Origin of the sequence: Streptomyces sp. UG1 (assembly GCF_049974585.1) — a bacterium.
Taxonomy (GTDB): domain Bacteria; phylum Actinomycetota; class Actinomycetes; order Streptomycetales; family Streptomycetaceae; genus Streptomyces.
The window spans coordinates 1-23,147 of record NZ_JBNGGG010000070.1 but is presented as its reverse complement, the minus strand read 5'-3'; the positions used below and the strand labels follow the sequence as shown (position 1 = coordinate 23,147).

General features: G+C 72.4%; 24 protein-coding genes and 3 pseudogenes. 14 read left to right on the top strand and 13 right to left on the bottom strand.

From position 1 onward, the window contains the following. Positions 1–24 precede the first annotated feature (24 nt). The 3 genes from ACP4J3_RS47525 to ACP4J3_RS47515 all read left to right on the top strand — a co-directional run bounded on the left by ACP4J3_RS47525 (position 25) and on the right by ACP4J3_RS47515 (position 2,193). Positions 25–636, top strand: coding sequence for a DNA polymerase ligase N-terminal domain-containing protein (locus ACP4J3_RS47525; RefSeq protein WP_426543921.1), 612 nt, complete (start codon positions 25–27; stop codon positions 634–636). Continuing rightward, on the top strand, positions 633–1,667 hold the full coding sequence (gene ligD / locus ACP4J3_RS47520; RefSeq protein WP_426543919.1) for a non-homologous end-joining DNA ligase: 1,035 nt from the start codon (positions 633–635) through the stop codon (positions 1,665–1,667). Before ACP4J3_RS47525 ends, ligD begins: the two co-directional genes overlap by 4 nt. 91 nt (positions 1,668–1,758) lie before the next feature. Beyond that, positions 1,759–2,193, top strand: coding sequence for a cupin domain-containing protein (locus tag ACP4J3_RS47515; RefSeq protein ID WP_426543917.1), 435 nt, complete (start codon positions 1,759–1,761; stop codon positions 2,191–2,193). Here the strand turns inward: ACP4J3_RS47515 and ACP4J3_RS47510 are convergent, their stop codons facing one another. The 4 genes from ACP4J3_RS47510 to ACP4J3_RS47495 form a co-directional block, all read right to left on the bottom strand. Continuing rightward, positions 2,194–4,530: a SpoIIE family protein phosphatase gene (locus ACP4J3_RS47510; protein ID WP_426543936.1), complete on the bottom strand. Its 2,337-nt coding sequence runs from the start codon at positions 4,528–4,530 to the stop codon at positions 2,194–2,196. A gap of 88 nt (positions 4,531–4,618) precedes the next feature. Continuing rightward, the gene (locus ACP4J3_RS47505) at positions 4,619–5,077 is read right to left on the bottom strand and encodes a peroxiredoxin (protein WP_426543915.1); all 459 of its coding nucleotides are present in this window, start codon (positions 5,075–5,077) and stop codon (positions 4,619–4,621) included. Continuing rightward, complete coding sequence (locus ACP4J3_RS47500; RefSeq protein ID WP_426543913.1) at positions 5,074–5,454, bottom strand: DoxX family protein; 381 nt, start codon at positions 5,452–5,454, stop codon at positions 5,074–5,076. Before ACP4J3_RS47500 ends, ACP4J3_RS47505 begins: the two co-directional genes overlap by 4 nt. An 87-nt stretch (positions 5,455–5,541) precedes the next feature. Next, complete coding sequence (locus tag ACP4J3_RS47495; protein ID WP_426543910.1) at positions 5,542–6,306, bottom strand: AraC family transcriptional regulator; 765 nt, start codon at positions 6,304–6,306, stop codon at positions 5,542–5,544. 87 nt (positions 6,307–6,393) lie between these two features. On the opposite strand from ACP4J3_RS47495, the gene ACP4J3_RS47490 reads away from it, so the two are divergent. Continuing rightward, entirely contained in the window at positions 6,394–7,563 is a 1,170-nt protein-coding gene (locus ACP4J3_RS47490; RefSeq protein ID WP_426543934.1) for an MFS transporter, read from the top strand. A 48-nt stretch (positions 7,564–7,611) separates the two neighbouring features. Here ACP4J3_RS47490 and ACP4J3_RS47485 read toward each other — a convergent pair. The 4 genes and pseudogenes from ACP4J3_RS47485 to ACP4J3_RS47470 all read right to left on the bottom strand — a co-directional run. Continuing rightward, positions 7,612–7,917 (bottom strand): annotated as a pseudogene (locus ACP4J3_RS47485) (MarR family transcriptional regulator); the annotation flags it as partial. Between the two features lie 36 nt (positions 7,918–7,953). Continuing rightward, positions 7,954–8,181, bottom strand: a pseudogene (locus ACP4J3_RS47480) (oxidoreductase C-terminal domain-containing protein); the annotation flags it as partial. 45 nt (positions 8,182–8,226) lie between these two features. Next, positions 8,227–8,576: pseudogene (locus tag ACP4J3_RS47475) on the bottom strand (cytochrome P450); the annotation flags it as partial. A 117-nt stretch (positions 8,577–8,693) separates the two neighbouring features. After that, positions 8,694–9,344: a TetR/AcrR family transcriptional regulator gene (locus tag ACP4J3_RS47470; RefSeq protein ID WP_426543908.1), complete on the bottom strand. Its 651-nt coding sequence runs from the start codon at positions 9,342–9,344 to the stop codon at positions 8,694–8,696. A 248-nt stretch (positions 9,345–9,592) separates the two neighbouring features. Between ACP4J3_RS47470 and ACP4J3_RS47465 the strand changes: the two genes are divergently transcribed. The 4 genes from ACP4J3_RS47465 (at position 9,593) to ACP4J3_RS47450 (ending at position 13,383) form a co-directional block, all read left to right on the top strand. Beyond that, on the top strand, positions 9,593–10,279 hold the full coding sequence (locus ACP4J3_RS47465; protein WP_426543906.1) for a response regulator transcription factor: 687 nt from the start codon (positions 9,593–9,595) through the stop codon (positions 10,277–10,279). A 74-nt stretch (positions 10,280–10,353) separates the two neighbouring features. Beyond that, positions 10,354–11,334, top strand: coding sequence for an ATP-dependent DNA ligase (locus ACP4J3_RS47460; protein ID WP_426543904.1), 981 nt, complete (start codon positions 10,354–10,356; stop codon positions 11,332–11,334). A gap of 144 nt (positions 11,335–11,478) precedes the next feature. After that, the gene (locus ACP4J3_RS47455) at positions 11,479–12,255 is read left to right on the top strand and encodes an NPP1 family protein (protein WP_426543902.1); all 777 of its coding nucleotides are present in this window, start codon (positions 11,479–11,481) and stop codon (positions 12,253–12,255) included. A 102-nt stretch (positions 12,256–12,357) separates the two neighbouring features. Next, the gene (locus tag ACP4J3_RS47450) at positions 12,358–13,383 is read left to right on the top strand and encodes a questin oxidase family protein (RefSeq protein WP_426543900.1); all 1,026 of its coding nucleotides are present in this window, start codon (positions 12,358–12,360) and stop codon (positions 13,381–13,383) included. Here ACP4J3_RS47450 and ACP4J3_RS47445 read toward each other — a convergent pair. Next, complete coding sequence (locus tag ACP4J3_RS47445) at positions 13,364–14,365, bottom strand: DUF5937 family protein (protein ID WP_426543898.1); 1,002 nt, start codon at positions 14,363–14,365, stop codon at positions 13,364–13,366. The two genes, ACP4J3_RS47450 and ACP4J3_RS47445, sit on opposite strands and share 20 nt — an antisense overlap. A 105-nt stretch (positions 14,366–14,470) precedes the next feature. Here ACP4J3_RS47445 and ACP4J3_RS47440 point away from each other — a divergent pair, with 105 nt between their 5' ends. Further along, entirely contained in the window at positions 14,471–15,670 is a 1,200-nt protein-coding gene (locus ACP4J3_RS47440; RefSeq protein ID WP_426543896.1) for an MFS transporter, read from the top strand. Between the two features lie 17 nt (positions 15,671–15,687). Further along, the gene (hemC, locus tag ACP4J3_RS47435) at positions 15,688–16,623 is read left to right on the top strand and encodes a hydroxymethylbilane synthase (protein ID WP_426543894.1); all 936 of its coding nucleotides are present in this window, start codon (positions 15,688–15,690) and stop codon (positions 16,621–16,623) included. 27 nt (positions 16,624–16,650) lie between these two features. Here hemC and ACP4J3_RS47430 read toward each other — a convergent pair whose 3' ends face one another. Continuing rightward, positions 16,651–17,169, bottom strand: coding sequence for a hypothetical protein (locus ACP4J3_RS47430; RefSeq protein WP_426543892.1), 519 nt, complete (start codon positions 17,167–17,169; stop codon positions 16,651–16,653). A gap of 329 nt (positions 17,170–17,498) precedes the next feature. Here ACP4J3_RS47430 and ACP4J3_RS47425 point away from each other — a divergent pair, with 329 nt between their 5' ends. Then, the gene (locus ACP4J3_RS47425; RefSeq protein ID WP_426543890.1) at positions 17,499–18,290 is read left to right on the top strand and encodes an RNA polymerase sigma factor SigF; all 792 of its coding nucleotides are present in this window, start codon (positions 17,499–17,501) and stop codon (positions 18,288–18,290) included. 1 nt (position 18,291) lies between these two features. Here ACP4J3_RS47425 and ACP4J3_RS47420 read toward each other — a convergent pair whose 3' ends face one another. Beyond that, complete coding sequence (locus ACP4J3_RS47420) at positions 18,292–18,624, bottom strand: ANTAR domain-containing protein (RefSeq protein WP_426543888.1); 333 nt, start codon at positions 18,622–18,624, stop codon at positions 18,292–18,294. A 169-nt stretch (positions 18,625–18,793) separates the two neighbouring features. Between ACP4J3_RS47420 and ACP4J3_RS47415 the strand changes: the two genes are divergently transcribed. Beyond that, a complete protein-coding gene (locus tag ACP4J3_RS47415; protein ID WP_426543886.1) occupies positions 18,794–19,594 on the top strand; it encodes a VOC family protein in 801 nt (266 codons plus the stop codon). A 16-nt stretch (positions 19,595–19,610) separates the two neighbouring features. On the opposite strand, the gene glgX is transcribed toward ACP4J3_RS47415, so the two are convergent. Together glgX and ACP4J3_RS47405 are read right to left on the bottom strand one after the other, a co-directional pair. Continuing rightward, positions 19,611–21,755, bottom strand: a complete 2,145-nt coding sequence (gene glgX / locus ACP4J3_RS47410; RefSeq protein ID WP_426543884.1) for a glycogen debranching protein GlgX — start codon at positions 21,753–21,755, stop codon at positions 19,611–19,613. Further along, positions 21,752–22,264 carry a pep a2 gene (locus ACP4J3_RS47405; RefSeq protein WP_426543882.1) on the bottom strand — a complete coding sequence of 171 codons (513 nt, stop codon included), beginning with the start codon at positions 22,262–22,264 and terminating at the stop codon, positions 21,752–21,754. Before ACP4J3_RS47405 ends, glgX begins: the two co-directional genes overlap by 4 nt. A gap of 295 nt (positions 22,265–22,559) precedes the next feature. Here ACP4J3_RS47405 and ACP4J3_RS47400 point away from each other — a divergent pair, with 295 nt between their 5' ends. Beyond that, on the top strand, positions 22,560–22,865 hold the full coding sequence (locus ACP4J3_RS47400; protein WP_426543880.1) for a DUF5133 domain-containing protein: 306 nt from the start codon (positions 22,560–22,562) through the stop codon (positions 22,863–22,865). Positions 22,866–22,935: 70 nt separating this feature from the next. Further along, positions 22,936–23,147 (top strand): maltotransferase domain-containing protein (locus ACP4J3_RS47395; RefSeq protein ID WP_426543878.1); only part of this gene is annotated, 212 nt, incomplete at its 3' end.

Below are 23,147 nucleotides of genomic sequence, written 5' to 3'. Positions count from 1 at the left end.
GGAGCGCTCGGGAAGGAGGCGCTCGTGGGCGAGAAGGACCATCTGCGCGAGTACCGCGGCAAGCGTGACTTCGGCCGGACGCGTGAGCCGGAGGGGCGTCCCGCGGCCGCCGGTGAGGAGCCGCGGTTCGTGGTGCAGATCCATGACGCAAGCACCCTGCACTTCGACTTCCGGCTCCAGGTGGACGACGTCTTGAAGTCCTGGTCGGTGCCGAAGGGGCCGTCCGACGATCCCAAGGACAAGCGGCTCGCCATGCCCACCGAGGATCATCCACTGGAGTACGAGGACTTCGAGGGCGTGATCCCGAAGGGCGAGTACGGCGGCGGCACGGTCATCGTCTGGGACAGCGGCACCTACGAGCCGCTCAGCCATGACCGCAAGGGACAGCAGGTCGACTTCGGGGAGTCACTGGAACACGGCCATGCCACGTTCCGGCTGCACGGCTCGAAGCTGCACGGCGAGTTCGCCCTCACCCGGATCCGCGGCGGGCAGGACGACCGGGAGGCCTGGCTGCTGGTGAGGTCGGGCAAGGGACGACGGGGACACGGGCATGGCACCCCCGACCCGTACCGGGCCCGCTCGGTCCGCACCGGCCGCACCCTCGCCCAGGTCGCCGCCGCCGGAGACGAGGGGTGAGCGTGGCGACCGGTCTGCTGGACACCCTCCCGGACGGACAGCGGCGGCTGTTGCGCGAGGCGCGCCCCGGGGCGGATCTGGCCGCGCGGCCGATGCTGGCCACGCTCAGCGACCGGCGGGACTTCTCCGGCGAGGAGTGGATCTTCGAGCGGAAACTGGACGGGGTGCGGGTGCTGGCGGTGCGCGAGGGCGGGCGGGTCGCGCTGCTCTCCCGCTCGGGGCGCCGGCTCGACGCCACCTACCCGGAGGTGGCCGAGGCACTCGGCGATCAGTCCTGCGCGGACTTCACCATCGACGGGGAGATGGTCGCGTTCAAGCGGGGCCGCACCGACTTCTCCCGGCTCCAGCAGCGCATGGGCCTGACCCGGCGGCAGGACGTCGAGGCGAGCGGGGTCGCGGTGACGTACTACGTGTTCGACCTGCTCAGGCTGGATGGCCAGGACACCACGCGGCTGCCGCTGCGGGCCCGCAAGTCGCTGCTGCGGCGGGCGCTGACATATCGCGCTCCGCTGCGGCTGACGCCCCACCGCAACGAGGGCGGGGCCAAGCTGCTGGCCGACTCGTGCGCCCGGGGCTGGGAGGGGCTGATCGCCAAGCGGGCCGACGGGGACTACCAGCCGCGCCGGTCCACGGACTGGCTCAAGCTCAAGTGCGCGCAGGGGCAGGAGTTCGTGGTCGGCGGATTCACCGAGCCGGCCGGGAGCCGGGTCGGGCTCGGTGCGCTGCTGCTCGGCTATCACGAGCGCGGGCGGCTGCGGTACGCGGGCAAGGTCGGCACCGGCTTCGACCGGAGCACGCTGCTCGAACTGCGCGAGCGACTGGACGGGATGCGCGTCTCGCGCGCGCCGTTCGACGGTGAGGTGCGTGAGGCGGGCGCGCGGTGGGTGCGGCCGGAGCTGGTCGCGCAGATCGACTTCACCGAGTGGACCCGGGACGGCATGCTGCGGCATCCGCGTTTCCTGGGGCTGCGGGACGACAAGGCGGCCGAGGACGTCGTACGGGAGCGGCCGGCGGGCGGTGCGGCTGCTTGAGCATCCTGCGGATCTTCGGGTTCTGCCCCCAACTGGGCTTGGCTGCCTCTATGTTCGCGGCGGAATCCATGTCCCCCAGGAGGCTCCCCGTATGCGCACCGCGCTTCGCACCACGCTCACCGGCGCCGTGGCCGCCGCCACCGTCCTCGTCTGCGGCCCCGCCTATGCGACACCCCCGGCTCCGGGCGTCACCGGCCGGACCATCAGCCAGACCACCGTCGGCGACACCGACTACGTCCTGCGAGAGGTCACGGTGCCGCCCGGCCAGGCCACCGGCTGGCACTACCACGACGGCCCGGTGTACGGATACGTGAAGCAGGGCACGCTCAGCCACTACCACTCCGACTGCGCCTCCGACGGCGTCTATCCGCAGGGCACCGTCGTGCGCGAGCCGGGCGGGCCGAGCGACGTCCATCTCGGCCGGAACCAGGGCGACATCACGCTCGTCCTGGAGGTGCTCTACATCCTCCCGCACGGCGCGCCGCTGTCCGAGGACGTGCCCAACCCCGGTTGTCCCTTCGAGTGATCACACCGGCGGCAGCGGCTGTTCCGCCCAGATCGTCTTGCCGCTGCCGGTCTGCCGGCTTCCCCAGCGCTGGGTGAGCTGGGCGACGAGCAGCAGTCCGCGGCCGCCCTCGTCGTAGGCGTGCGCCCGGCGCAGATGCGGGGAGGTGGAACTGGCGTCGGAGACCTCGCAGATGAGGGTGCGGTCGCGGATCAGACGGAGCTGGATGGGCGGGGCGCCGTACCGGATGGCGTTGGTGACGAGTTCGCTGACGACGAGTTCGGTGACGAAGGCCGCCTCGTCCAGCCCCCACGCGGCCAGTTGGTCCGTGGCCGCCTGCCGGGTGGTGGCCACGTGCTCGGGGTCGGGCGGTACGTCCCAGGTGGCGATGCGGTCGGCGCCCAGGGCGCGGGTGCGGGCCAGCAGCAGGGCCACGTCGTCGCTGGGGTCCTCCGGCAGGACGGCCTTCAGCACGCCGTCGCACAGCGCGTCGAGGGATTCGGCGGGCGCGGTCAGGGCGCGGCACAGTTCGGCGGTGGCGTGGTCGATGTCGCGGTCGCGGTCCTCGATGAGGCCGTCCGTGTACAGGGCGACCAGGGCGCCCTCGGGCAGCTCCACCTCCATCGCCTCGAAGGGCAGCCCGCCGACCCCGAGCGGCGGCCCGGCGTTCACCTCGATGACCTGGGTGGTGCCGTCGGGCAGGACGACGGCCGGCGGTGGATGGCCGGCGGCGGCGAGGCCGAGGCGGCGGCTGACGGGGTCGTAGACGGAGTAGAGGCAGGTGGCGCCGAGTTCGGCGACCTCGTCGGAGTGGTCCCCGGCGAGGTGGGTGACCAGGTCGTCGAGGTGGGTGAGGAGTTCGTCGGGCGGCAGGTCCACGTCGGCGAGGGTGCGCACGGCCGTGCACAGCCGGCCCATGGTGGCCGAGGACGGGATGCCGTGTCCGACGACGTCGCCGACGACGAGGGCGACCCGGCTGCCGGACAGCGGGATCACGTCGAACCAGTCGCCGCCGATGCCGGCCTGCGACCCGGACGGCCGGTAGCGGTGGGCGACCTCGACGGCCGCCTGTCCGGTCAGTCCCCGGGGCAGCAGGTTGTGCTGCAGGGACAGTGCGGTGGTGCGTTCCCGGGCGAAGCGGCGGGCGTTGTCGACGCAGACGGCGGCCCTGCTGGCGAGTTCCTCGGCGAACACGACGTCGTCGGCGCCGTAGGCGTCGGCCTGCTTGATGCGCACGGCCACCGCGACGCCGAGCGTGATGCCGCGGGCCCGCAGCGGCACCGCCATCATCGAGTGGGCGCCCACGCGGTGGCGCCGGCCCGCCGGGGCCCGGGCGTTGCGTTCCGCCACCCACCGCACGAACGCCGGTTCACCCGCGTGACTCTGGATCACCCGGCCTTCGAGGATCGCGCGGGCCGGCGGCGAGAACGGCGGATAGTAGTCCACCTCGCCCAGGTGCACGGCCGCCTCCGGGGTGCCCTCGGTGCCGGAGCCGTGGGCGACGCGCCGCAGCGCGATGTCCGTGCCGGCCAACGCGGGCGGTTCCTCGGCGCCGAGGACCCAGTCGAACAGGTCCACGCTGGCGAAGTCGGCGAACCGGGGCACCACGACCCCGATCATCTCCTCGGCGGTGCGCACCACGTCCAGGGTGGTGCCGATGGTGGCGGCCGCCTCGTTCAGCAGGGCCAGCCGCTGGCGCGCCCAGTACTGGTCGGAGCTGTCGAACGCGGCGAGCGCGGTCCCGATCAGCTCGCCGGAGGAGTCCCGGACCGGCCACATGTCGGTGGTCCAGGCGTGCTCGCGGTTCAGGGCCGGGGCGCCCGTGAAGCTCTCGTAGCGCAACGGCCTGCCCGTCTCGGCGACCTCGCGCAGATGCCACAGAAAGCCCCGGCTGTGGACCTGGTCCTCGACGGTCTCCGGGAAGTGACGGCCGAGCAGCACCTCCTCCGGTACGCCCATGACCTTGCAGGCGGCCTCGTTGAGCAGCAGGTAGCGCTGCTCGGTGTCGAAGACGGACATGGACATGGAGGCCTGCTGGAAGGCCCGCTCGGCGAGGGTCGGCTCGGGCTCGTGAGGGGGTTCGCCGGTGACCGTGAAGCCGTCGGGCGTGCCGTCCGCGCCCAGTACCGGGTGCGCGCGCAGGGCCAGGGGTACGCGCGAGCCGTCGCGGTGGCGCAGGGCGACGGTGCCGGCCAGGGCGGCCACGGCCTCGGGCGCGGGTTCCTCGGCGAGCAGGTCACGCGCGGGGCGTCCGACGACGTCCTCGGCACTGTGGCCCGTCAGCCGTCGGGCACCCTCGCTCCACCCCTTGACCACTCCCTGGGCATCGAGGATCGCCACGGCGCAGACGCGCTCCATGTCGTCCAGCATGAGACCTGGGCCGCACCGCATCAACCGCGACGCCCGGGCGGTTACCCGCGTGGCGCGGCCCCGTCCACCCGTCCGCTCACTTGCGCAGCGCGGCGAGGGCCCGGTCGGCGTGGGTGTTCATCCGCAGTTCGCTGCGGACGACCTCCAGGACGGTGCGGTCCTGCCCGATGACGAAGGTGGCCCGTTTGGTGGGGGCCAGCGCGAAGCCGCGCGTCACGCCGAACCGCTCCCGGACCGTCCCGTCGGCGTCGGACAGCAGCGGCATGCCGAGGGTGTGGCGCTCGGCGAACTCCTGCTGGCGTTCGACCGCGTCCCCGCTGATGCCCACCGGCCGGGCGCCGACGGCGGCGAACTCGGCGGCGAGGTCACGGAAGTGGCAGGCCTCCGCGGTGCAGCCGGGGGTGAGGGCGGCCGGGTAGAAGAACAGCACCACCGGTCCCTCGGCGAGCAGTTCGGTCAGGCTGCGCACGGTGCCGGTCTCGTCCGGCAGTGTGAAGTCCTCGACCTTGTCGCCGACCTGTACGCGTGCGCTCATGACCGGCCCTCCGCGTTCTTGGCGACGCCCCGGGCCCACAGCACGAGGGGGATCTGCAGCGGCAGCCGGCCGAAGGCGGCGGCCTTCTGCGGGGCGGGGCGGTGCCGCCAGTCGACGGCCATCTTCACGTTCGCGGGGAACACACCGACGAAGAAGGCCGCGGTGGCCAGTGCGGCGGCCTTGCGGGTGCGCGGCAGCGCGACACCGGCGGCCAGCGCGAGTTCGGCGACGCCGCTGGCGTACGTCCAGGTCCGGGGCGTCCCCGGCAGGGCGCTCGGCACGACCGCGTCGTACTGGCGTGGGGCGGTGAAGTGGGTGACGCCGGCTGCGGCCAGCAGGCCGGCCAGCAGCAGGGGCGAGCGTTCGGACCGGGGCACGGATCCTCCTTGGATGGCCTGCCGCCGGATGCTACCGGAGGGTAGATCACGGACCGCCACCCGCCCTGCCCTCGTTCATCGGCCCTTCTACCCGCGGCGGTTGTGGGTTCCGGGCGTGTAGCCGAAGGAGCGGCGGAAGACGTCGATGAAGACGCTGGCGGAGGACCAGCCGCAGCGGTGGGCGACGGTCGTGACGGGCGTGTCCTCGGCCAGCAGGCGCAGCGCGTGGTAGAGGCGCGACTGGGTGCGCCACTGGGGGAAGGTCATGCCGAACTCGCTGCGGAAGAGCCGGCTGAGGGTGCGCTCGCCGACCCCGGTCGCGGCGCCGAGCGCGGCGAGGGTGCGTGGGTCGGCCGGGTCGGCGTGGACGAGCGCGCAGACGGCGGCCAGGCGTGGATCGGTGGGGGTGGGCAGTCGCAGGGGCTGCTGGGGCGAGGCGCGCAGTTGGTCGCGCAGGACGGCGAGCAGGCGATGGCGCTCGGGGCTGTCGTCGCCGGGGTCGCGGGTGTAGGCGAGGATCAGCTCGCGCAGGAGCGGGCTGACGGTGAGGACGGTGGGGGCTTCCAGGCCGAGGGGGTTGTCGTCGGCGGGCAGTCCGACCAGGTACAGGTCGAGGTGGCCGTGGGCGCGATGGGCGTGCGCGGTGCCGGCGGGGACCCAGATGGCGCGGTTGCCGGGCGCGAACCAGGTGCCGGCGTCGGTGGTGACGGCGAGGACGCCGGAGCCGGCGTAGACGATCTGGTGGTCGTCGTGCCGGTGGGCGTCGATGCGCTCCCCGGCGGCAAGGACCTTGGCGCGGGTCGGCGCGGTCGGTGCATGGCGGATGCTCGAGGTGTGGCGGATGTTCGACACACTTCGGCAGATTATCGGAAGCGGGCCAGGACCGCGGGCCACGACGATCACAGGGTGTCCGAGAAACGCAGCCGAACCATCACCCTGATGTCCCTCGCCCACGCCTGTGTCGACGTCTACCAAGGCGCCGTCGCGGCCCTCGTCCCCTTCTTCGTCGCCGAGCGCGCCTACAGCTATGCCGCCGCCTCGGGCGTCGTCCTCGCCGCGTCCCTGCTGTCGTCGGTGGTGCAGCCGCTGTTCGGGGCGCTCACCGACCGCTGGTCGATGCCCTGGCTGCTGCCGCTGAGCGCGCTGACGGGCGGTGCGGGGGTGGCGCTGAGCGGGGTCACGGGGTCCTACGCGCTCACCTTGGCGGTGGTGGCCGTGTCGGGGATCGGGGTCGCCGCCTACCACCCCGAGGCGGCCCGCGCGGCCCGCGCCGCCTCGCGGGGCAGCCATACGGCGATGGGCTGGTTCTCCCTCGGCTGCAACGTCGGTTTCGCCCTGGCCCCGCTGCTGGTGGCGGCGGTGGTCGCCACGGGCGGGTTGGGCGCTTCTCCGCTGCTGGTCGTGCCGGCCGTCATCGGGGCGGCCCTGTGCGCGGCGGCGGTGCGTTCGGGCACGGGCCGTGGCACGGATGCCGACAAGGGCGGCGAGGTGACCGGCAGCGACGACTGGCCGTCGTTTCTGCGGCTGTCCGGCGCGATCATGTGCCGGTCGATCGTCTTCGTCGGCCTGAGCGCCTTCGTCTCGCTGTACGTCCGTCAGCGGGCCGGCGACGGGGAGGTGGCCGGTACGGCCGCGCTGTGCGTGCTGTACGCGGGCGGCGCGGTGGGGACCGTGGCCGGGGGCCGGCTCGCCGAGCGGTACGGGCGGCTGACGGTCGTACGCCGGGCGTACGCGCTGTCCGTGCTCGCGGTGGCCGGGTTGGTCCTCGTTCCCGGGCCGGCGGTGTATCTGTTCGTCGCACTGACGTCGGCGGGCCTGTATGTCCCGTTCTCGCTGCACGTCACGCTCGGCCAGGACTATCTGCCCCGGCGGGTGGGCACGGCGAGCGGGGTCACGCTGGGGCTGGCCGTGAGCGTGGGCGGGCTCGCCGCGCCGTTGATCGGTGCGCTGGCCGACGCGACGTCGCTGCGGACGGCGCTCCTCCCGCTCATCGCCCTGCCCGCGCTGGGGCGGCTGCTGCTGAGCGGGTTGCGGGAGCCGGCCTCGCCCGGGCGGGCGGCACCGGCTCCCGGTTCGTCCGGCCGACGCTCGCGCACCGTGTCCGCGTGAGCGCCCGGGTCAGGCGGTCCCGGCCGGTGCCGTCGGCTGCTGTTCGGTGTCCTCGTCGGCGGTGTGGGTGATGTGGCCGGACCTCTGCGACTGCTGCACCGTGCGCGTGACGTGCGAGGCCTCCACGCCCAGCCTGGCGGCCAGCTCCCCCGGGCGCAGCGGCTCCGAGTCGGCGACCTGGCGCAGCAGTGCCACGGCCGCCCGGTCCAGCGGCACACCGGCCAGGGCCATCAGCCCTCCGTGTCGCCGGGCACGCGTGCTCAGATAGGTGATGCGGGTGAGCGCGCGCTCGATCTCGGCCACTTCCGGGGACGCGGGCGGGCCAGGGAGATCGGGGGGCGGTGGTGTGGACATGCTCACCACGTTTACGCATCTCCTTGCGTAGGCCAATCAATTTGCGCCTGTGTCGACCTCCACCGCCTCCCGCCGACCCGCACCGCACGCGAGAGCCTGGCGCCACCGCCGGATCGCCTTCGGCGGCATGCCGACGGCGAGCGCGCCGGTGACGCGGTCACCGGCGCGGTACGCGGCGATGAACCGGCCTTCCGCCAGGTCGCCCTCCACCACGGCAACCTCGTCGTGCCCGCGCAGCTGGCCGTAGGCCTGGATCTCATGGTCGGTTTCCCTTCATCGGTCGTGGGTGTGGTGGCGGGGAGGGGGAAGTCACCAGGACACGGGCAGTTCGTGGACGCCGTAGATGAACGCGTCGGTCTTGAACCGGACGTCCTCCATGGCGCAGGCGAGCCTCAGCGTCGGGATGCGCCGGTAGAGGTGCCGTAGACGACCTGGAGCTCCATGCGGGCCAGGGGCTGGCCCAGGCACTGGTGGACGCCGAAGCCGAAGCCGAAGGCGACGTGGCGGCGGGCGTCGCGGGTGAGGTCGAGGCGGTAGGGGTCGGCGAAGACCTCGGGGTCGCGGTTGCCGATCTCGTTGACCATGATGACGCCCTCGCCGGCCTTGATCACCTGGCCGGCGATCTCGATGTCCTCGGTGACCACGCGACGCCGGCCGAGGGCGGGCCTGTCGTGGGTGACGTCGTCGATGGGCGGGGCCGGCTGCCCTGCGCTCATAACCGGCCCCGTCCGCCGGGGGTCGCTTTCACGGTCGTACTCCTTCTGTCTGCGGTGGCGTCAGCGAGCGGGGGTCACGGGCGCGAGCCACATGCCGACCACCGCGTCGGTGAGGCCCGTGGCGGCGTCGTCCCAGGTGGGCCGTGGGGTTGGCGCGTGCTCGGCCAGGGCGCGCTCGCGCTCGGCGGCCACATGGACGATCAGATGGCGGACCATCTCACCGCGTTCGGCACGGACCTCGTCCGGGAGGTCGGGCAGGCAGCGGTTCAGGCCGTCGATGATCGTCTGGAGGGACGGGGAGGTGAGGGCCTCCTCGACCATGATCCGGTGCAGCGCGGGATCGGCGACGACCTGGGCGCAGAACCGTGCGTACCAGGTGGGGCTGCCGAGCGCGGCGAGATGTTCGAGGGGCGGGCGGACCAGGCAGTCCACCCAGCCGCGTACGTCGTCCGGGTCCTGGAGGCCGGCGACCAGACGGGCGCGGATGTCCTCGATGCGTGCGGAGCGCCGGCGCACGATGGCGCGGATCAGGTCGGTCTTGGTGCCGAAGTGGTAGCCGACCGCGGTGTTGTTGCCCTGGCCCGCCGCCTCGCTGACCTGGCGGTTGGACACCGCATACACGCCGTGCTCGGCGAAGAGCCGCTCGGCGGCGGTCAGGAGCAGCTCCCGGGTCGCGCTGGCCTGCTCCTCCTGCAGTGTCCTGCCTGCCATGATCACCACCGCACCGGGACCTCGCACCACCCACCGACGGCCAATCCCTCGAGCCGCCGCGGCTTCACCTTCCTACAATCTAAGTCACCTGACTGAAACAGCCGAGCGGTCCTGCTCGGGGATGACGTGGAGGGCCGACATACTGCGTTTCGAGTAGCGGTGATTGTCGGCAGACGCATGACGACACGGCCGCTCCGTGCGGGAACGCTGAGCGCAGCCCATCGATCCGGAAGCGGAAGAAACACCCCATGACCATCCGTGTACTGCTCGCCGACGACCAGGCCCTGCTGCGGGCCACCTTCCGGATCCTGATCGACTCCTGCGCGGACATGGAGGTCGTCGCCGAGGCCACCGACGGCGCCGAGGCCGTCGACCTCGCCCGGACCCACCGCCCCGACCTGGTCCTGATGGACATCCGCATGCCCGGCACCGACGGACTGGCCGCCACCTCCGCCATCTGCGCCGACCCGGACCTCGCGGCGGTGCGCGTGCTGATCCTCACCACCTTCGAGATCGACGAGTACGTCGCGCAGGCGCTGCGGGCCGGGGCGAGCGGCTTCCTCGGCAAGGACGTCACCGCGGACGTGCTGCTCGACGGCATCCGCACCGTGGCCGCCGGAGAGTCCCTACTCTCCCCCTCCGCGACCCGCACGCTCATCACCCGGTTCCTGGCATCCCCCGCCGAGAGCTCGCAGTCGGCCGCGCCGGAGCACCTCGCCGCCCTCACCGCGCGCGAACGGGAGGTCATGGCGTGGGTGGCCGAGGGCCACTCCAACGAGGAGATCGCCGAGAAGCTCTACGTCAGCCCGCTGACCGTGCGCACTCATGTGCACCGGGCCATGACGAAGCTCGGCGCCCGCGACCGTGCCCAACTGGTCGTGATGGCCTATCAGTCGGGCCTGGTGCGGGCCGTGCCGCCGGGCGCGGGGCAGTGACGCCCCGGCCGCCGTTCAGGGGAAAACGGCGGCGAGGGTGAGTGGCGGCGGCCCGGGCCGTCGACAACTGACCCGTGAGCCTGCCGTTGATCCCTCCGATGCTCGCCACGCCCGGCACCCTGCCGCCCGGTGCGCAGGACGCGCGCTGGGCGTACGAGACCAAGCAGGACGGCCAGCGCGCGGTGGCCTATCTGGCCGGGGACGGCTCCCTGCTGCTGCGCGCCCGCTCCGGCGAGGACATCACGGCCGCCTACCCCGAGCTGCGGCCGCTCGGCGACGCGCTCGGCGCCACCCCCGCCGTACTGGATGGGGAGATCCTTGCGCTGGACGAACAGGGGCGCGCCGACTTCCAGTTGCTGCAGTCCCGCATGGGCCTGGTGCACGCGCCCGCGCGGGCCGCCCGGATGGCCGCGCGGACCCCGGTCCATCTGGTGCTGTTCGACGTGATGCACCTGGCGGGCCGCTCCCTGCTCAAGGTCCCCTACTCGCGCCGGCGCGGGCGGCTGGAGGAGCTGGGCCTGACCGGGCCGTTCTGGTCGACGCCGCGCGCCCTGGTGGGACATGGCGCGCAGGCGCTGGCGGCCACCCGGGAGCACGGCCTTGAGGGGCTGGTGTGCAAGCGGCTGGACTCGCTGTACGAGCCCGGGGTGCGCTCCCGCGCCTGGATCAAGATCCGCAACATGCACAACGAGGACGTGATCGTCGGCGGGTGGCTGCCCGGCAAGGGACGGCTCACGGGCCTGCCGGGCGCGCTGCTGGTCGGGCAGTTCGCGGCAGACGGGCGGCTGCGGTACGTCGGAGGCGTGGGCACCGGCTGGAGCGAGGCCGAGCGCTCGCAACTCGCCGAGCTGCTGCGGGCCGGCGCGACGGACGTGTGCCCCTTCGACCCCGTCCCCCAGGTGGCGGGCGCGCGCTGGGTGCTGCCCCGGCTGGTCGGCGAGGTCCGCTTCAGCATCCGCACCCGCTCCGGCATGCTGCGCCAGCCGTCCTGGCTGCGGCTCCGGCCGGACCTGGCGCCCAAGGACGCGGCGGCCCACCTGCCGGACGACATCTGACTCACAGGTGCGGCGGCGACTATTGCGCTGCCCTTAACCCGTTGGTACGCCCGTGACTCTTGGCGCGTAAGTGAAAACCGGGGATCCTGAACTGCCTTTCTCCCCACAGCCGTTGGGCTGCGCCCGGACCCCCGAGGAGACGCAGTGTCGTCACAGACGTTCCGCACCCACAGCAAGCGATGGCTCACCGGCCTGGCCGGTGCCGCCGCGCTCGTAGTCGCTGTCCCCGGCGTCGCCTTCGCCGCCCCGCCCGCGGCGCTGCCCGCGGCCGCCGAGCCGGGCGAGCAGATGTACCAGCCCGCCTACGACTACGACACCGACGGCTGCTACTCCACCCCGGCCATCGGCCCGGACGGCACCGTCAACGGCGGCCTGAACCCGACCGGTGCGCTCAACGGCCAGTGCCGGGACGCCTCGGACCTCGACAACACCAACGGCTACTCCCGCTACAAGTGCAACAACGGCTGGTGCGCCTACATGTACGGCCTGTACTTCGAGAAGGACCAGGCGATAGCGGGCAGCAGCATCGGCGGGCACCGGCACGACTGGGAGCACGTCGTGGTGTGGGTGCAGAACAACGCGGTGCGGTACGTGTCGACGTCCAACCACGGGTCGTTCACGATCAGCCCGGCGTCCTCGGTGCGCTTCGACGGCACGCACGCGAAGATCGTGTACCACAAGGACGGCGTGAGCACGCACTGCTTCCGGCTCGCGGGCTCCAATGACGAACCGCCGGAGAACCACAAGGGCACCTGGCAGTACCCGCCGCTGGTCGGCTGGAACGGCTACCCGGCGGGCGTGCGCGACAAGCTCGTCTCGTACAACTTCGGCAGCGCCAACTTCGGCCTGAAGGACGGCAGCTTCGAGTCCCATCTCGCGTCGGCGAAGCCGTCCGGCATCTCGTTCGACCCGAACGCCTGATCAGGCGTCACCATCGGGCCCGGGTCCTAGGACCCGGGCACCGCGCGGTTTGGGTCCCGCGCCCGATCCCGGCCCGCCGCCGGGCCGCATACGGTCGCGCTCATGGAGACAAGCGACACGCACGGCACGGGCGGACAGTTCGAGGAAGCCCTGGAACGTCTGCACACCTGCGGCCCGGAGCGGGAGGGCTGGCTGTCCAACCATGCCCCCATGGTCGTGGAGGCTCTCGCCGCTCATGGCCAGGCCGGGAGGGTGCACCGCTGGCTGGACCGCTACGAGGACAAACTGGAGGACTTCCCCGATCGCGTGGCCCCCGTCACGGACGACAACTGGGCCTCGGCGCTGGGCGATCCGCGCCGCATCACGGACTGGACGGACCATTTCTCCCGCACCCTCGCCGAACGGCCCTGGCGGAGCGTCCTCGCCGAGTGGTGGCCACGGCTGCTGCCCGGGATGTACGGCGGCGCCACCCACACCGTCATACGGGCCGGCCATGCCGTACGCGCCCTCGAGGCCGACGAGAACGCGCCCCGGCTCGCCGAACTGGCCCACGCGCTGGGCTACTGGGCGGCACGGCACCAGCCGGTCACCGGCGTCACCGCCCTGCTCGGCGCCCGGACGGCCACCGCGGCCCTGGACGCCGTACCCGCCATCGAGCCGGGGCATCTGGGATTCCGCGGCCGGCTCGCCGCGGTGCGCCGGCTGCCCGGGTGGGCCGGGTCGGTCGCCGACCCGGACACCGCGCGTGACCGGCTGACCGAACTCGTCCGTGCCACGACCCACCGCTACGCCACCCATGGCCACGGCGAGCCCACCATGCTGGTGCACGCGGCGACCGCGCCCAACGCCGTGCTGCGGACGCTGGATTCGCTGCCGCGCGAGCTGTGGGCGCCGAGCCTGCACGCGGCGTGGATCGCGTCCGCGGCGGTCACCGCGATGTACGCCCCCGCGGAGCCGGTCGGCTATCGGCCCGCGGCGTCGCTCACCCCGGAAGAGGTGCTGGAGCGCGCCGTGGCGCACGGCGACGAGCACGTCATCAAGTTCACCGACACCGCCCTCGACGTCGGTGACGAGCCCGCCCTCGCGGCCGCCGTGCGGGCGGTCGAGATCAGCGCGCCGCTGGAGTGACGTCCCGCTCGACGAGGGCGTCGCCCAGAGCCGTCCGCCCGTACAGGACGTAGTGGCCCTCGCGCCGGGACTCCAGCAGGCCTGACTCCCGCAGGACCAAGAGGTGGGCCGACACGGTCGACGGGGCCAGGCCGTGGCGGCGGGCCAGTTCCGTCGTCGAGGAGGGCGCGGCGAGGCCGGTGAGGACGGCCGCGCGCTGGTGGCCGAGCAGCTTGGCGAGCGCCTGCGGCGGGCGCGGGGCGGTGTGGAGACGGGCCATGTCCCGGGCCGGGTAGATGACCGTCGGCTGCCAGGGCCGGGCGAAGCCGCTCACCACGTCCGGCCACACGAACACGCTCGGCATCAGCAACACGCCCCTGCCGTCCGGGCGTTGCGCGTCCGCCACATCGGCGTACCGGCGCAGGGTGAGGGTGTGGCCGGCCCAGTCGACCGCCGGGTGCAGGTCGGTGAGCAGCGCGTCGAGGCCGCCGCCGGCCGCCCGGCGCGAGCGGTGCGCGATGTCCGCCTCGAGCACGGCCCGATGGCGTGGCCAGTCCGGGGCGAGCAGCGCGTGCCAGGCCCGTTCGGTGAGATCGGCCAGGCGCCGGACGGTGGCGGCGGGGTCGTCGAGCGCGGCGCGCCCCTGGGCCGACTCGGACAGTCCCGGGGTGCAGGCCAGGGAGCGGGTCATCTCGGCGTGGGCCAGGGCGGGGTCGGTGGCACGCATCCGGGCCAGCTCGTCGTCGATGGACGGGTACGGGTCCTCGGGGGGCGGGCCCAGGAAGTCCGGGGTGTAGCCGCCGGGCGGTGGGATGAACAGCCACAGGAGCCTCAGGTCGAGGCCCGCGACCGTACGGCTCATGCGGCGCAGCCAGCCCTGGTGGTAGCCGTGCCGGGCGGGCCGGCGCAGCATGCGCAGCGCCTCGTGGGTCTGGCACAGCGGCGAGATCGCGAACCGGCAGCGCGTGAGGTCGTCGGTGCCGAGGTGCAGGGCGAGCGGCATGAGTCCCCCGTCGTGAGCGGCGATTCGTCCTGGACCGAAAGAGTAGAGCCGCGGGCCGCGGCCCAGCACGCTTGCCCCGACTTCCCCTGACGGAAAGGCGGTTGGATGAGCAGCGCGGATCCGGCACCCTGGCGGCGTGCCGCCGTCGTCGCGGCACTGATGCTGGCGGCGTTCACCTTCAACACCACCGAGAACCTCCCGGTCGGCCTGCTCGCCCTCATGGCGGACGACCTGCGGGTCTCGCTGACCGCCGTGGGCGCCCTGGTCACCGGGTACGGCCTGACCGTGGCCGTCGCGTCACTGCCGCTCGCCCATGTCACCCGGTCGGTGCCGCGCCGGTATCTGCTGACGGGGATTCTGGGGCTGCTCGCCGTGGCGAGCTGGGTGTCGGCGCTGGGCGGGGTGTCGTACGGGGTGCTGCTGGCGGCGCGGGTGGCTACGGCGCTGGGGCAGGCGCTGTTCTGGGCGGTGATGGGGCCGGTCGCGGTCGGGCTGTTCCCGCCGGAGCGCCGGGGGCGGGTCATCGGGCTGTTGTCCGTCGGGGGTTCGCTGGCCACGGTGGCGGGCGTCCCGGCGGGGACCTGGCTGGGCGGGCACACCGAGTGGCGGACGCCCTTCGCGGTGCTCGGTCTGCTCGCGCTGCTCTCGCTGGTGACCATCGGCGTGTTCCTGCCGACGTCCCGGCCGCAGGAGAGCCACTCCGCGTTCGGTGCCGCCCCCGACCGGCGCCGGTATCACGTCGTCCTGGCCGTCACCACGTTGTCGGTGACGGGTGCCTTCGCCGGGTTCACCTATGTCGTCGCCTTCCTCGACGAGGTGAGCGGGTTCGGCGCGGACGCGGTCAGTGCGGTGCTGTTCGCGTTCGGCGGGGCGGCGCTGGCCGGGGTCACCGTGACCGGGCCGCTGCTCGACCGCTTCCCGCGCGCCACCCTGACCGTGCCGGTGGCGGGCCAGGCGCTGGCGCTGCTCGGGCTCTACGCGACGGGTCACGTCCCGGTGGCGGCCGTCGTACTGATCATGCTGCTGGGCGCGTCGGTCGCGCCCGCCTTCATGGCGACGCAGAGCCGGGTGCTCCAGGTGGCGCCGGGCCGCACCGAGACCGCCCTCGCGGCCAACTCGGCCGTCTACAACGTGGGGATCGCCGCCGGTGCGCTGCTCGGGGGCGCGCTGCTGCCCGTCGTCGAGGTGCGCGGCACCTTCCTGGTCGGGGGCCTGCTGACGGTGGGGGCGCTCGCAGTACTGACGTGGTCGGAGCGCGGCAGTGCGGTGGGAATCGACCGGTACCGTACGGACGCTCGGCTGTGACGGTCTATCGTGTCCGCATGTCCGTCCCTGAACTGATCCGTATCGTCTCCCGCGATTCGCCGATGGCGCTCGCCCAAGTGGAGCGTGTCCGCGCCGAGTTGGCGGCCCTGCACCCGGGCGTACGCACCGAGGTCGTGCCGGTGAAGACGACCGGCGACAAGTGGATGGGCGATCTGTCCAAGGTCGAGGGCAAGGGCGCGTTCACCAAGGAGGTGGACGCGGCGCTGCTGGCGGGCGAGGCCGATCTCGCGGTGCACTGCGTCAAGGACATCCCCGCCGACCGGCCGCTGCCCGCGGGGACGACGTTCGCCGCGTTCCTGAAGCGGGACGACATCCGCGACGCCCTGATCCACCCCGGCGGGCTCACGCTGGACGAGCTGCCGGCCGGTACCCGGATCGGCACCTCCTCGGTGCGCCGCGTCGCGCAGCTCGCCGCCACCCATCCGCACCTGGAGTGCGTGCCGTTCCGCGGCAACGCCAACCGGCGGCTGGAGAAGCTCGCGGCCGGCGAGGCGGACGCGCTGCTCCTTGCGGTGGCCGGCCTGGAGCGCATCGGCCGCACCGACGTGATCAGCGAGGTCCTCTCCCCCGAGGCGCTGATGCCGCCCATCGGCGCGGGCATCCTCGCGCTGCAGTGCCGGGAGGGCGACAGCGAGCTCATCGACGCGGTCAGCGGCCTGGGCGACCCGGACACCTATCGGGAGGCCACCGCCGAGCGCATGTTCCTGCATGTGCTGCAAGGGCACTGCAACAGCCCCATCGCCGGGTACGCGCGCGTGGACCGCGGCGGCGAGCTGTCCCTGCGGGCGTGTGTGTTCACCCCGGACGGCAAGACGCGGCTGAACGCCCACGAGTGGGCGGGCCGGCTGGACCCGGCCACGCTGGGTACGTCGGTCGCCGTGGCGCTGCTGCGGCAGGGCGCCCGCGAGATCATCGACGGCATCCCGCACTGAGCAGCCGGGGCCGAGCGGGCCGTTGCGTCAGGCGGTGCCCTCTTCGGCCTGCTCCCGCAGGAAGTCGCTGATCTGGAGCGCGAGGCCGTCCCGCAGGGTGGCGGCGTGGACGCCGACCGTCTCCTCGAAGCCGAGGCCGCCGGTCCACAGCCGGCGGTCGGCCCACTCCTCCTCGACCCGCAACTGGATCTGCACATCGACCTGGCTCAGGCTCGCCTCCGGGCCCGCCGCGTACAGCACGGCGGTGGCCCGGCGCAGCGGGTAGACGTCGAAGCCCTCGATGAACTGCGAGTTGCGCCAGTCGATGAACGCGGCCTCGCCGTCGCTGCCGATCCGCACGTCGATCTGGCCGTCCTCGAGGTGGATGCCCAGGTGCCTGTCACCGCGGTTCTCGACGGTGACGCGGACCCTGAAGTAGGTCAGCCCCTCGGCGGCCTCGTCCCGTCCGCGCGGCGGCTCGGCGGCTTCCAGTCGGTGGACGCGGACACGCAGGCCGGCATGCTCGTCGTACTCGTGCCAGTCCCCGACCACGTTCGGCTCGTACACAGTCCACCTCTCGACCCAGAGAGCTGCTGTCTATCTTTGCGCTCAGTGCACTGTCAAATGAGCGGAATGCGCTGTGGCCAGCCCATTCGCCCCCTTGATCACCGATCAAGCCGTGGGCAGGAAGGATCCCCTTTCCTGCCGCGCGAGCGCGTTCGCCCACGTGCCGCACATCACGTTCCACAGCAAGATCAGCTGGGCGCTCCGCCTCGGCAGTCACTTTTCACGAAATGTGTTTCCGGTCCATCTTTCGGGGGAATAGTCTGATATGTGCTTCGGACCGGAGGCACATCCGTGAGAACCCGAGCACCTGCTGAGGGAGGTGCGCACGGATGTGTGCCACCGCCAGAACGAAGCAGCACCCGCATGACGACGCCCCCGATACCGCCGAAGCGTTCGACCGGTTCGTCGAACTGCCCGAGGGGGCCGAACGCAAGCAACTCAGGGACGATCTGGTTCAGGCCTGGCTGCCCATGGCCGAGCGCATCGCCGTACGGTTCAAGGGCCGCGGCGAGTCCCTGGAGGACCTGTACCAGGTGGCCGCCCTGGGGCTGGTGAAGGCCGTCGACCACTACGACCCGGCCCGCGGCCACGCCTTCGAGGCGTACGCGGTGCCCACCATCACCGGCGAGATCAAACGGCACTTCCGCGACCACATGTGGACCCTGCATGTGCCGCGCCGGGTCCAGGACCTGCGCAATCGGGTGCGCAACTCCTCCAAGGAGCTGTCGCAGCGCACCCCGGGGCGCGCGCCCACGGTCGCCGAGATAGCCGAGCACGCGCAGCTCAGCGAGAGTGAGGTGCGCACCGGGATGGAAGCGCTGGAGTGCTTCTCCGCGCTGTCGCTGGAGGCGGAGATGCCCGGTACGGACGGCTACGCGCTGGGGGACGCGATCGGCGATCCGGATCCGGCGTACGAGGTCGTCGTGGACCGCGTGTCCGTCACGCCGTATCTGCAGCGGCTCCCGGAACGTGAGCGCACGATCCTGTACCTCCGCTTCTTCGGCGGGATGACACAGAGCCGCATCGCTCGGCAGCTCGGGATCTCGCAGATGCATGTCTCGCGGCTGCTGAGCGGCTGCTTCGCCCAACTACGAGAGGATCTGCTCGCCGAGGTGCACTGAGTCACTCCTCGGCCGACTCCGGGATCTGTGTCGGGCCGTGGCGTTCGAGGGCCTCTTCGAGTTCGACGCTGATCTCGGGCGGCATCTTGCCGCCCCGGCCCCAGGTGATGATCAGCTCCGCGACCCGGCGCAGTTTGATGTTCGTGTGCTGGGAGACGTCCTTCAGGACGTCCCATCCCGCGTCCGGGGCCACCCGGCCGAGCGCCACGACCATGCCGATCGCCTGGTCCACGACGGCGTGCGAGACCACCGCCTCCTTGAGCTGGTCGACCTCTTCCTCCAGCTCGATGATCCGGTCGGTCTCGTCGGCAGGGTCGTTGGGTACCGATGCCACGTCTCCATCCTCACCCCTTCACCGGTCGGGTGCCAGTGAACGCGAGGGCCGAGATCGGCCGTTTCGGCGCAACGCCGGGGGTACTCGACAGGCCCGGAAGCGGATCCGGCTGGACACTGGGAGCAGACCGGTGGCCCGCCGGGCCGGGCGAGACCAGGACACGACTGCCATGAACGAAGCGAGAATCACCAGGGGCACGGCGGATGTCGTGTCCACGCACTCCGTCTTCGGCGCACCTTGCTGGGTGAGCCTGACCAGCCGTGACCTGGAGGCCACCCAGGAGTTCTACACGGCCGTCCTGGGCTGGCGCTGGCGGCCGGCCAAGCTCGGGGAGCCCTTCCGGATCGCGCTGGCGCAGCGGGTGCCGGTGGCCGGCATCGCCGCGGTCGCCTCGATGTGGCAGATGGCCGTGGCCTGGACGCCGTACTTCGCCGTGCCCAGTGCGGACGAGGCCGTGGCCCGGGTGCAGGAACGCGGCGGCACCGCTGCCGTCGGGCCGCTCTCCCTGCCGCCGGGACGGGCGGCGCTGCTCGCCGACCGGGACGGGGCGACGTTCGGCATCTGGGAGGGGGAGCTGATCTCCAACTGGGAGACCTGGCGTCGCGCCGCGCCGACATTCATCCGGCTGCACACCCGGGACGCGTTCGACGCCGCCATGTTCTACGGCGAGGTCTTCGACTGGGCGTCGGAGCGGCCCGGCTGCTGCGAGGTGCACTACGAGGGCGGCGAGGTCGTGCTGCGCAGCGGGGGCGACGTCGTGGCGCGTATCGAGTCGGGGGCGCTGGGGGCCGCGCCCGATCCCACCATCCGGCCGCACTGGCAGGTGCATTTCGCCGTCGCGGACGTGGCGGAGTGCATGCGGGCCGCGGAGTTGCACGGGGGGAGTGTGCTGTCCAAGGGCAGCGAAGAGGCGGTGCTGCGGGACCCGGACGGGGCGCAGTTCACCGTGACCTCGCGGCGCGAGCGGTAGGTTGCCCGCGCCGCTTTCAGGGGGTCGCGCGCGACGGCCTCGACAGCAGCACCAAGCTGCGGCGCTCGATGAGGAGGGCCGTGGCCGCCTTGTGCTCCTGCTCGTCCGGCGGGCCCTGCTGCTCGGAGGTGTCGATCAGGGTCGTCCAGCGGTCGCCATAGGTGCTGTCGGGGAGCTGGAACTCCACCGGCTCCCAGTGGGCGTTGAGCAGGAGGAGGAAGGAGTCGTCGACCACGGGGCGGCCGCACCGGTCGGGTTCGGCGATGGCGTCGCCGTTGAGGAAGGCGGCCACCGAGTGGGCCTCGGCGCGGTGCCAGTCGTCGCGGGTCATCGCGCGTCCGTCGGGCAGGAACCAGACCAGGTCGGGCAGCGGCTGGTCGGGGTGGGTCGGGGTCTCGCCCCGGAAGAAGCGGCGGCGGCGCAGGACGGGGTGGGCGGCGCGCAGGGCGATGACGTGGCGGGTGAAGTCGGCCAGCGCCCGCTGGTCGTCGGTGAGCCGCCAGTCGATCCAGGAGACCTCGTTGTCCTGGCAGTAGGCGTTGTTGTTGCCGCGCTGGGTGCGGCCGAGTTCGTCGCCGTGACAGAGCATCGGGATGCCCTGCGACAGCAGCAGCGTGGCGAGGAAGTTGCGCTGCTGGCGGGCGCGCAGCGCGAGCACGGCCGGGTCGCGGGTCGCGCCCTCGGCGCCGCAGTTCCAGGACCGGTTGTGGCTCTCGCCGTCCCGGTTGCCCTCACCGTTGGCCTCGTTGTGCTTGTCGTTGTAGGAGACGAGGTCGCGCAGGGTGAACCCGTCGTGCGCGGTCACGAAGTTGACACTGGCGCGCGGGCTGCGCCGGCTGTGCGCGTACAGGTCGGCCGAGCCGGTCAGCCGGGAGGCGAACTCACCGAGCGAACCGGGCTCGGCGCGCCAGAAGTCCCGTACGGCGTCCCGGTACTTGCCGTTCCACTCCGACCACAGCGGTGGGAAGTTGCCCACCTGGTAGCCGCCCTCGCCGACGTCCCACGGCTCGGCGATCAGCTTGACGCGGCTGATCACGGGGTCCTGCTGGATCAGGTCGAAGAACGCCGAGAGGCGGTCCACCTCGTGGAACTGGCGGGCCAGCGTGGCCGCGAGGTCGAAGCGGAAACCGTCGACGTGCATCTCGGTGACCCAGTAGCGCAGCGAGTCCATGATGAGCTGGAGCACATAGGGGTGGCGCATCAGCAGGCTGTTGCCGGTGCCGGTGGTGTCGTAGTAGTGCGCCCAGTCGCCGTCCACCAGGCGGTAGTACGAGGCGTTGTCGATGCCGCGGAAGGAGAGGGTGGGGCCGCGCTCGTTGCCCTCGGCGGTGTGGTTGTAGACCACGTCCAGGATCACTTCGAGGCCGGCCGCGTGCAGCGCCTTCACCATCGACTTGAACTCGTTGACCTGCTGGCCGCGGGTGCCGTGGGCGGCGTAGGCGTTGTGCGGGGCGAAGAAGCCGATCGTGTTGTAGCCCCAGTAATTGGACAGGCCGCGGTCGAGGAGGACGCCGTCCTGGACGTACTGGTGCACCGGCATCAGCTCGACGGCGGTCACACCGAGGGAGGTGAGGTGCTCGACGATCGCGGGGTGGGCCAGTCCGGCGTAGGTGCCGCGCAGCTCCGGCGGGATGTCGGGGTGCCTGCGGGTGAGGCCCCGTACGTGCGCCTCGTAGATGACGGTGTCGGCGTACGGCCGTCCGGGTGGGCGGTCGTCGCCCCAGTCGAAGTACGGCTCGGTCACCACGCCGAGCATGGTGTGCCCGGCGCTGTCCGCCGGGGAGGGGGCGCCCGGGGTGCGCTCGAAGAGGGAGGCGTGGTTGTCGACCTGGCCGTCGACGGCCCGGCTGTACGGGTCGAGCAGCAGCTTCGCCGGATTGCACCGGTGGCCGAGGCCGGGGTCCCAGGGGCCGTGCACCCGATAGCCGTAGCGCTGTCCCGGGCCGACGCCGGGCAGATAGCCGTGCCACACGAAGCCGTCGACCTCGGTCAGCGGGACCACGGTGTGCCGGCCCCGGTCGTCGACGAGGACGAGCTCGACGCGCTCGGCGACCTCGCTGAACAGGGCGAAATTGGTGCCCCGGCCGTCGAAGGCGGCCCCCAACGGGTAGGGGTGCCCGCTCCACGCGGGCACCCCTTTGCTGCGCTTTCGCGCTGTCACAAGGCCTCCTGAAGGACACCGTCCCGGGTGCCCGCCGCGTCGGCGACGGCCGGGGCCGGCGCCTCGCGTGGCACCTGAAGCGCCTCCCGCAGGTGGGGCGCGGGCGCGGTCGGCACGAGCGGGGCGCGTTCGCCGGCGCGGGCGCGCTGCGAGAACCAGATGACCTTGCTGCCGGACTCGGTGGCGCAGCAGCCCCAGCCGTCGCTCATGGCGGCGAGGTGCTGAAGGCAGGCACGCAGCTCGTGGTCCGGGCGCAGGGCACGGTCGTTGTCACCGATGGCGGTGATGAGGTGCTGGCCGTTCCACCACATCTCGATCGAGGTGTTCTTGTCCGTCGCGTGCTCGTCGATGGCCCGCAACAGCATCTCCGTGCCGTGTCGGACCGGTTCGACGAGGGTCTCCAGGTCCCAGTACCTGAGGTGAGCGGCCAGAATTCGGCTGACCTGACCCACCCGTTCGGGGCTGACTTCCACATCGAGGTGGTAGTAGCAGGGCACTGCGGTCTTCACCGTCGTTACCTCCTCACCGCGAAAGCTCCCGCTCTCCTCGCCCCTGCGGGACGGGCCCCGAGCACGGAGCGTGAGCATCGATCGCTTCTGAGTCACTCCAGGGTGGGGGTGGTGCGCCATTCGTGCAACAGGAGGACACGCCTGAGGTGGTTGAAGCTCCAACAGGACGGAGAGTCGCCGACCGTGCACCATGTGTGAAGACCTCGATGCCCGTAACGGAACCCGTGCGTGTGCGCGCACGGGTTCCGCCCGACGGTCGGGAGACGCGCCATCGAGCCGGGAAGGTGAGCGCGCCATGCTGCTACCGGCCAAATCCGAAGTCGCCCGGCAACTGCGGCGGTACCGGGCCTGGGAACGAGCCATGCTCGCGGCCCCGGCCGACCGCACGGTGCGCGCCACCTTCGAGGACACCGGCTACACCCTCTGCGTGCTGATGGGAAAGCGCTGCGCCCGTGAGGCCGCGGACGCCGCCGAGCGCTTTTTGCGCATCACTCCGGCCGCCTATCTGCAGGAGCAGGACGAACGGCCCCGCACGGCGAGCGTCTCCCCCCGCAGGGGGCCGCCGAGGTCACGGCGGCGGCGTTTCCATGCCGGGAGGTAGGCGGCTTCCGGCACAGATCGAATCCCCGGCCGGGCCTTGTGCCCGGCCTCGAGCACGGTGGAGGTGAACCATGGGCAGGACCAAGAGCAGGGCCGGCGCCGGGACGATCGGCCGCATCCCGGTACGGGACGTACAGCCGGCCGTGGAGTGCGGCAGGCATCCGGCGAAGGCGGTGGTCGGCGAGACCTTCGAGGTCACCGCCACGGTGTTCCGCGAGGGCCATGACGCCGTGGCCGCCAATGTCGTGCTGACCGGCCCGGACGGCCGTCCCGGCCCGTGGAC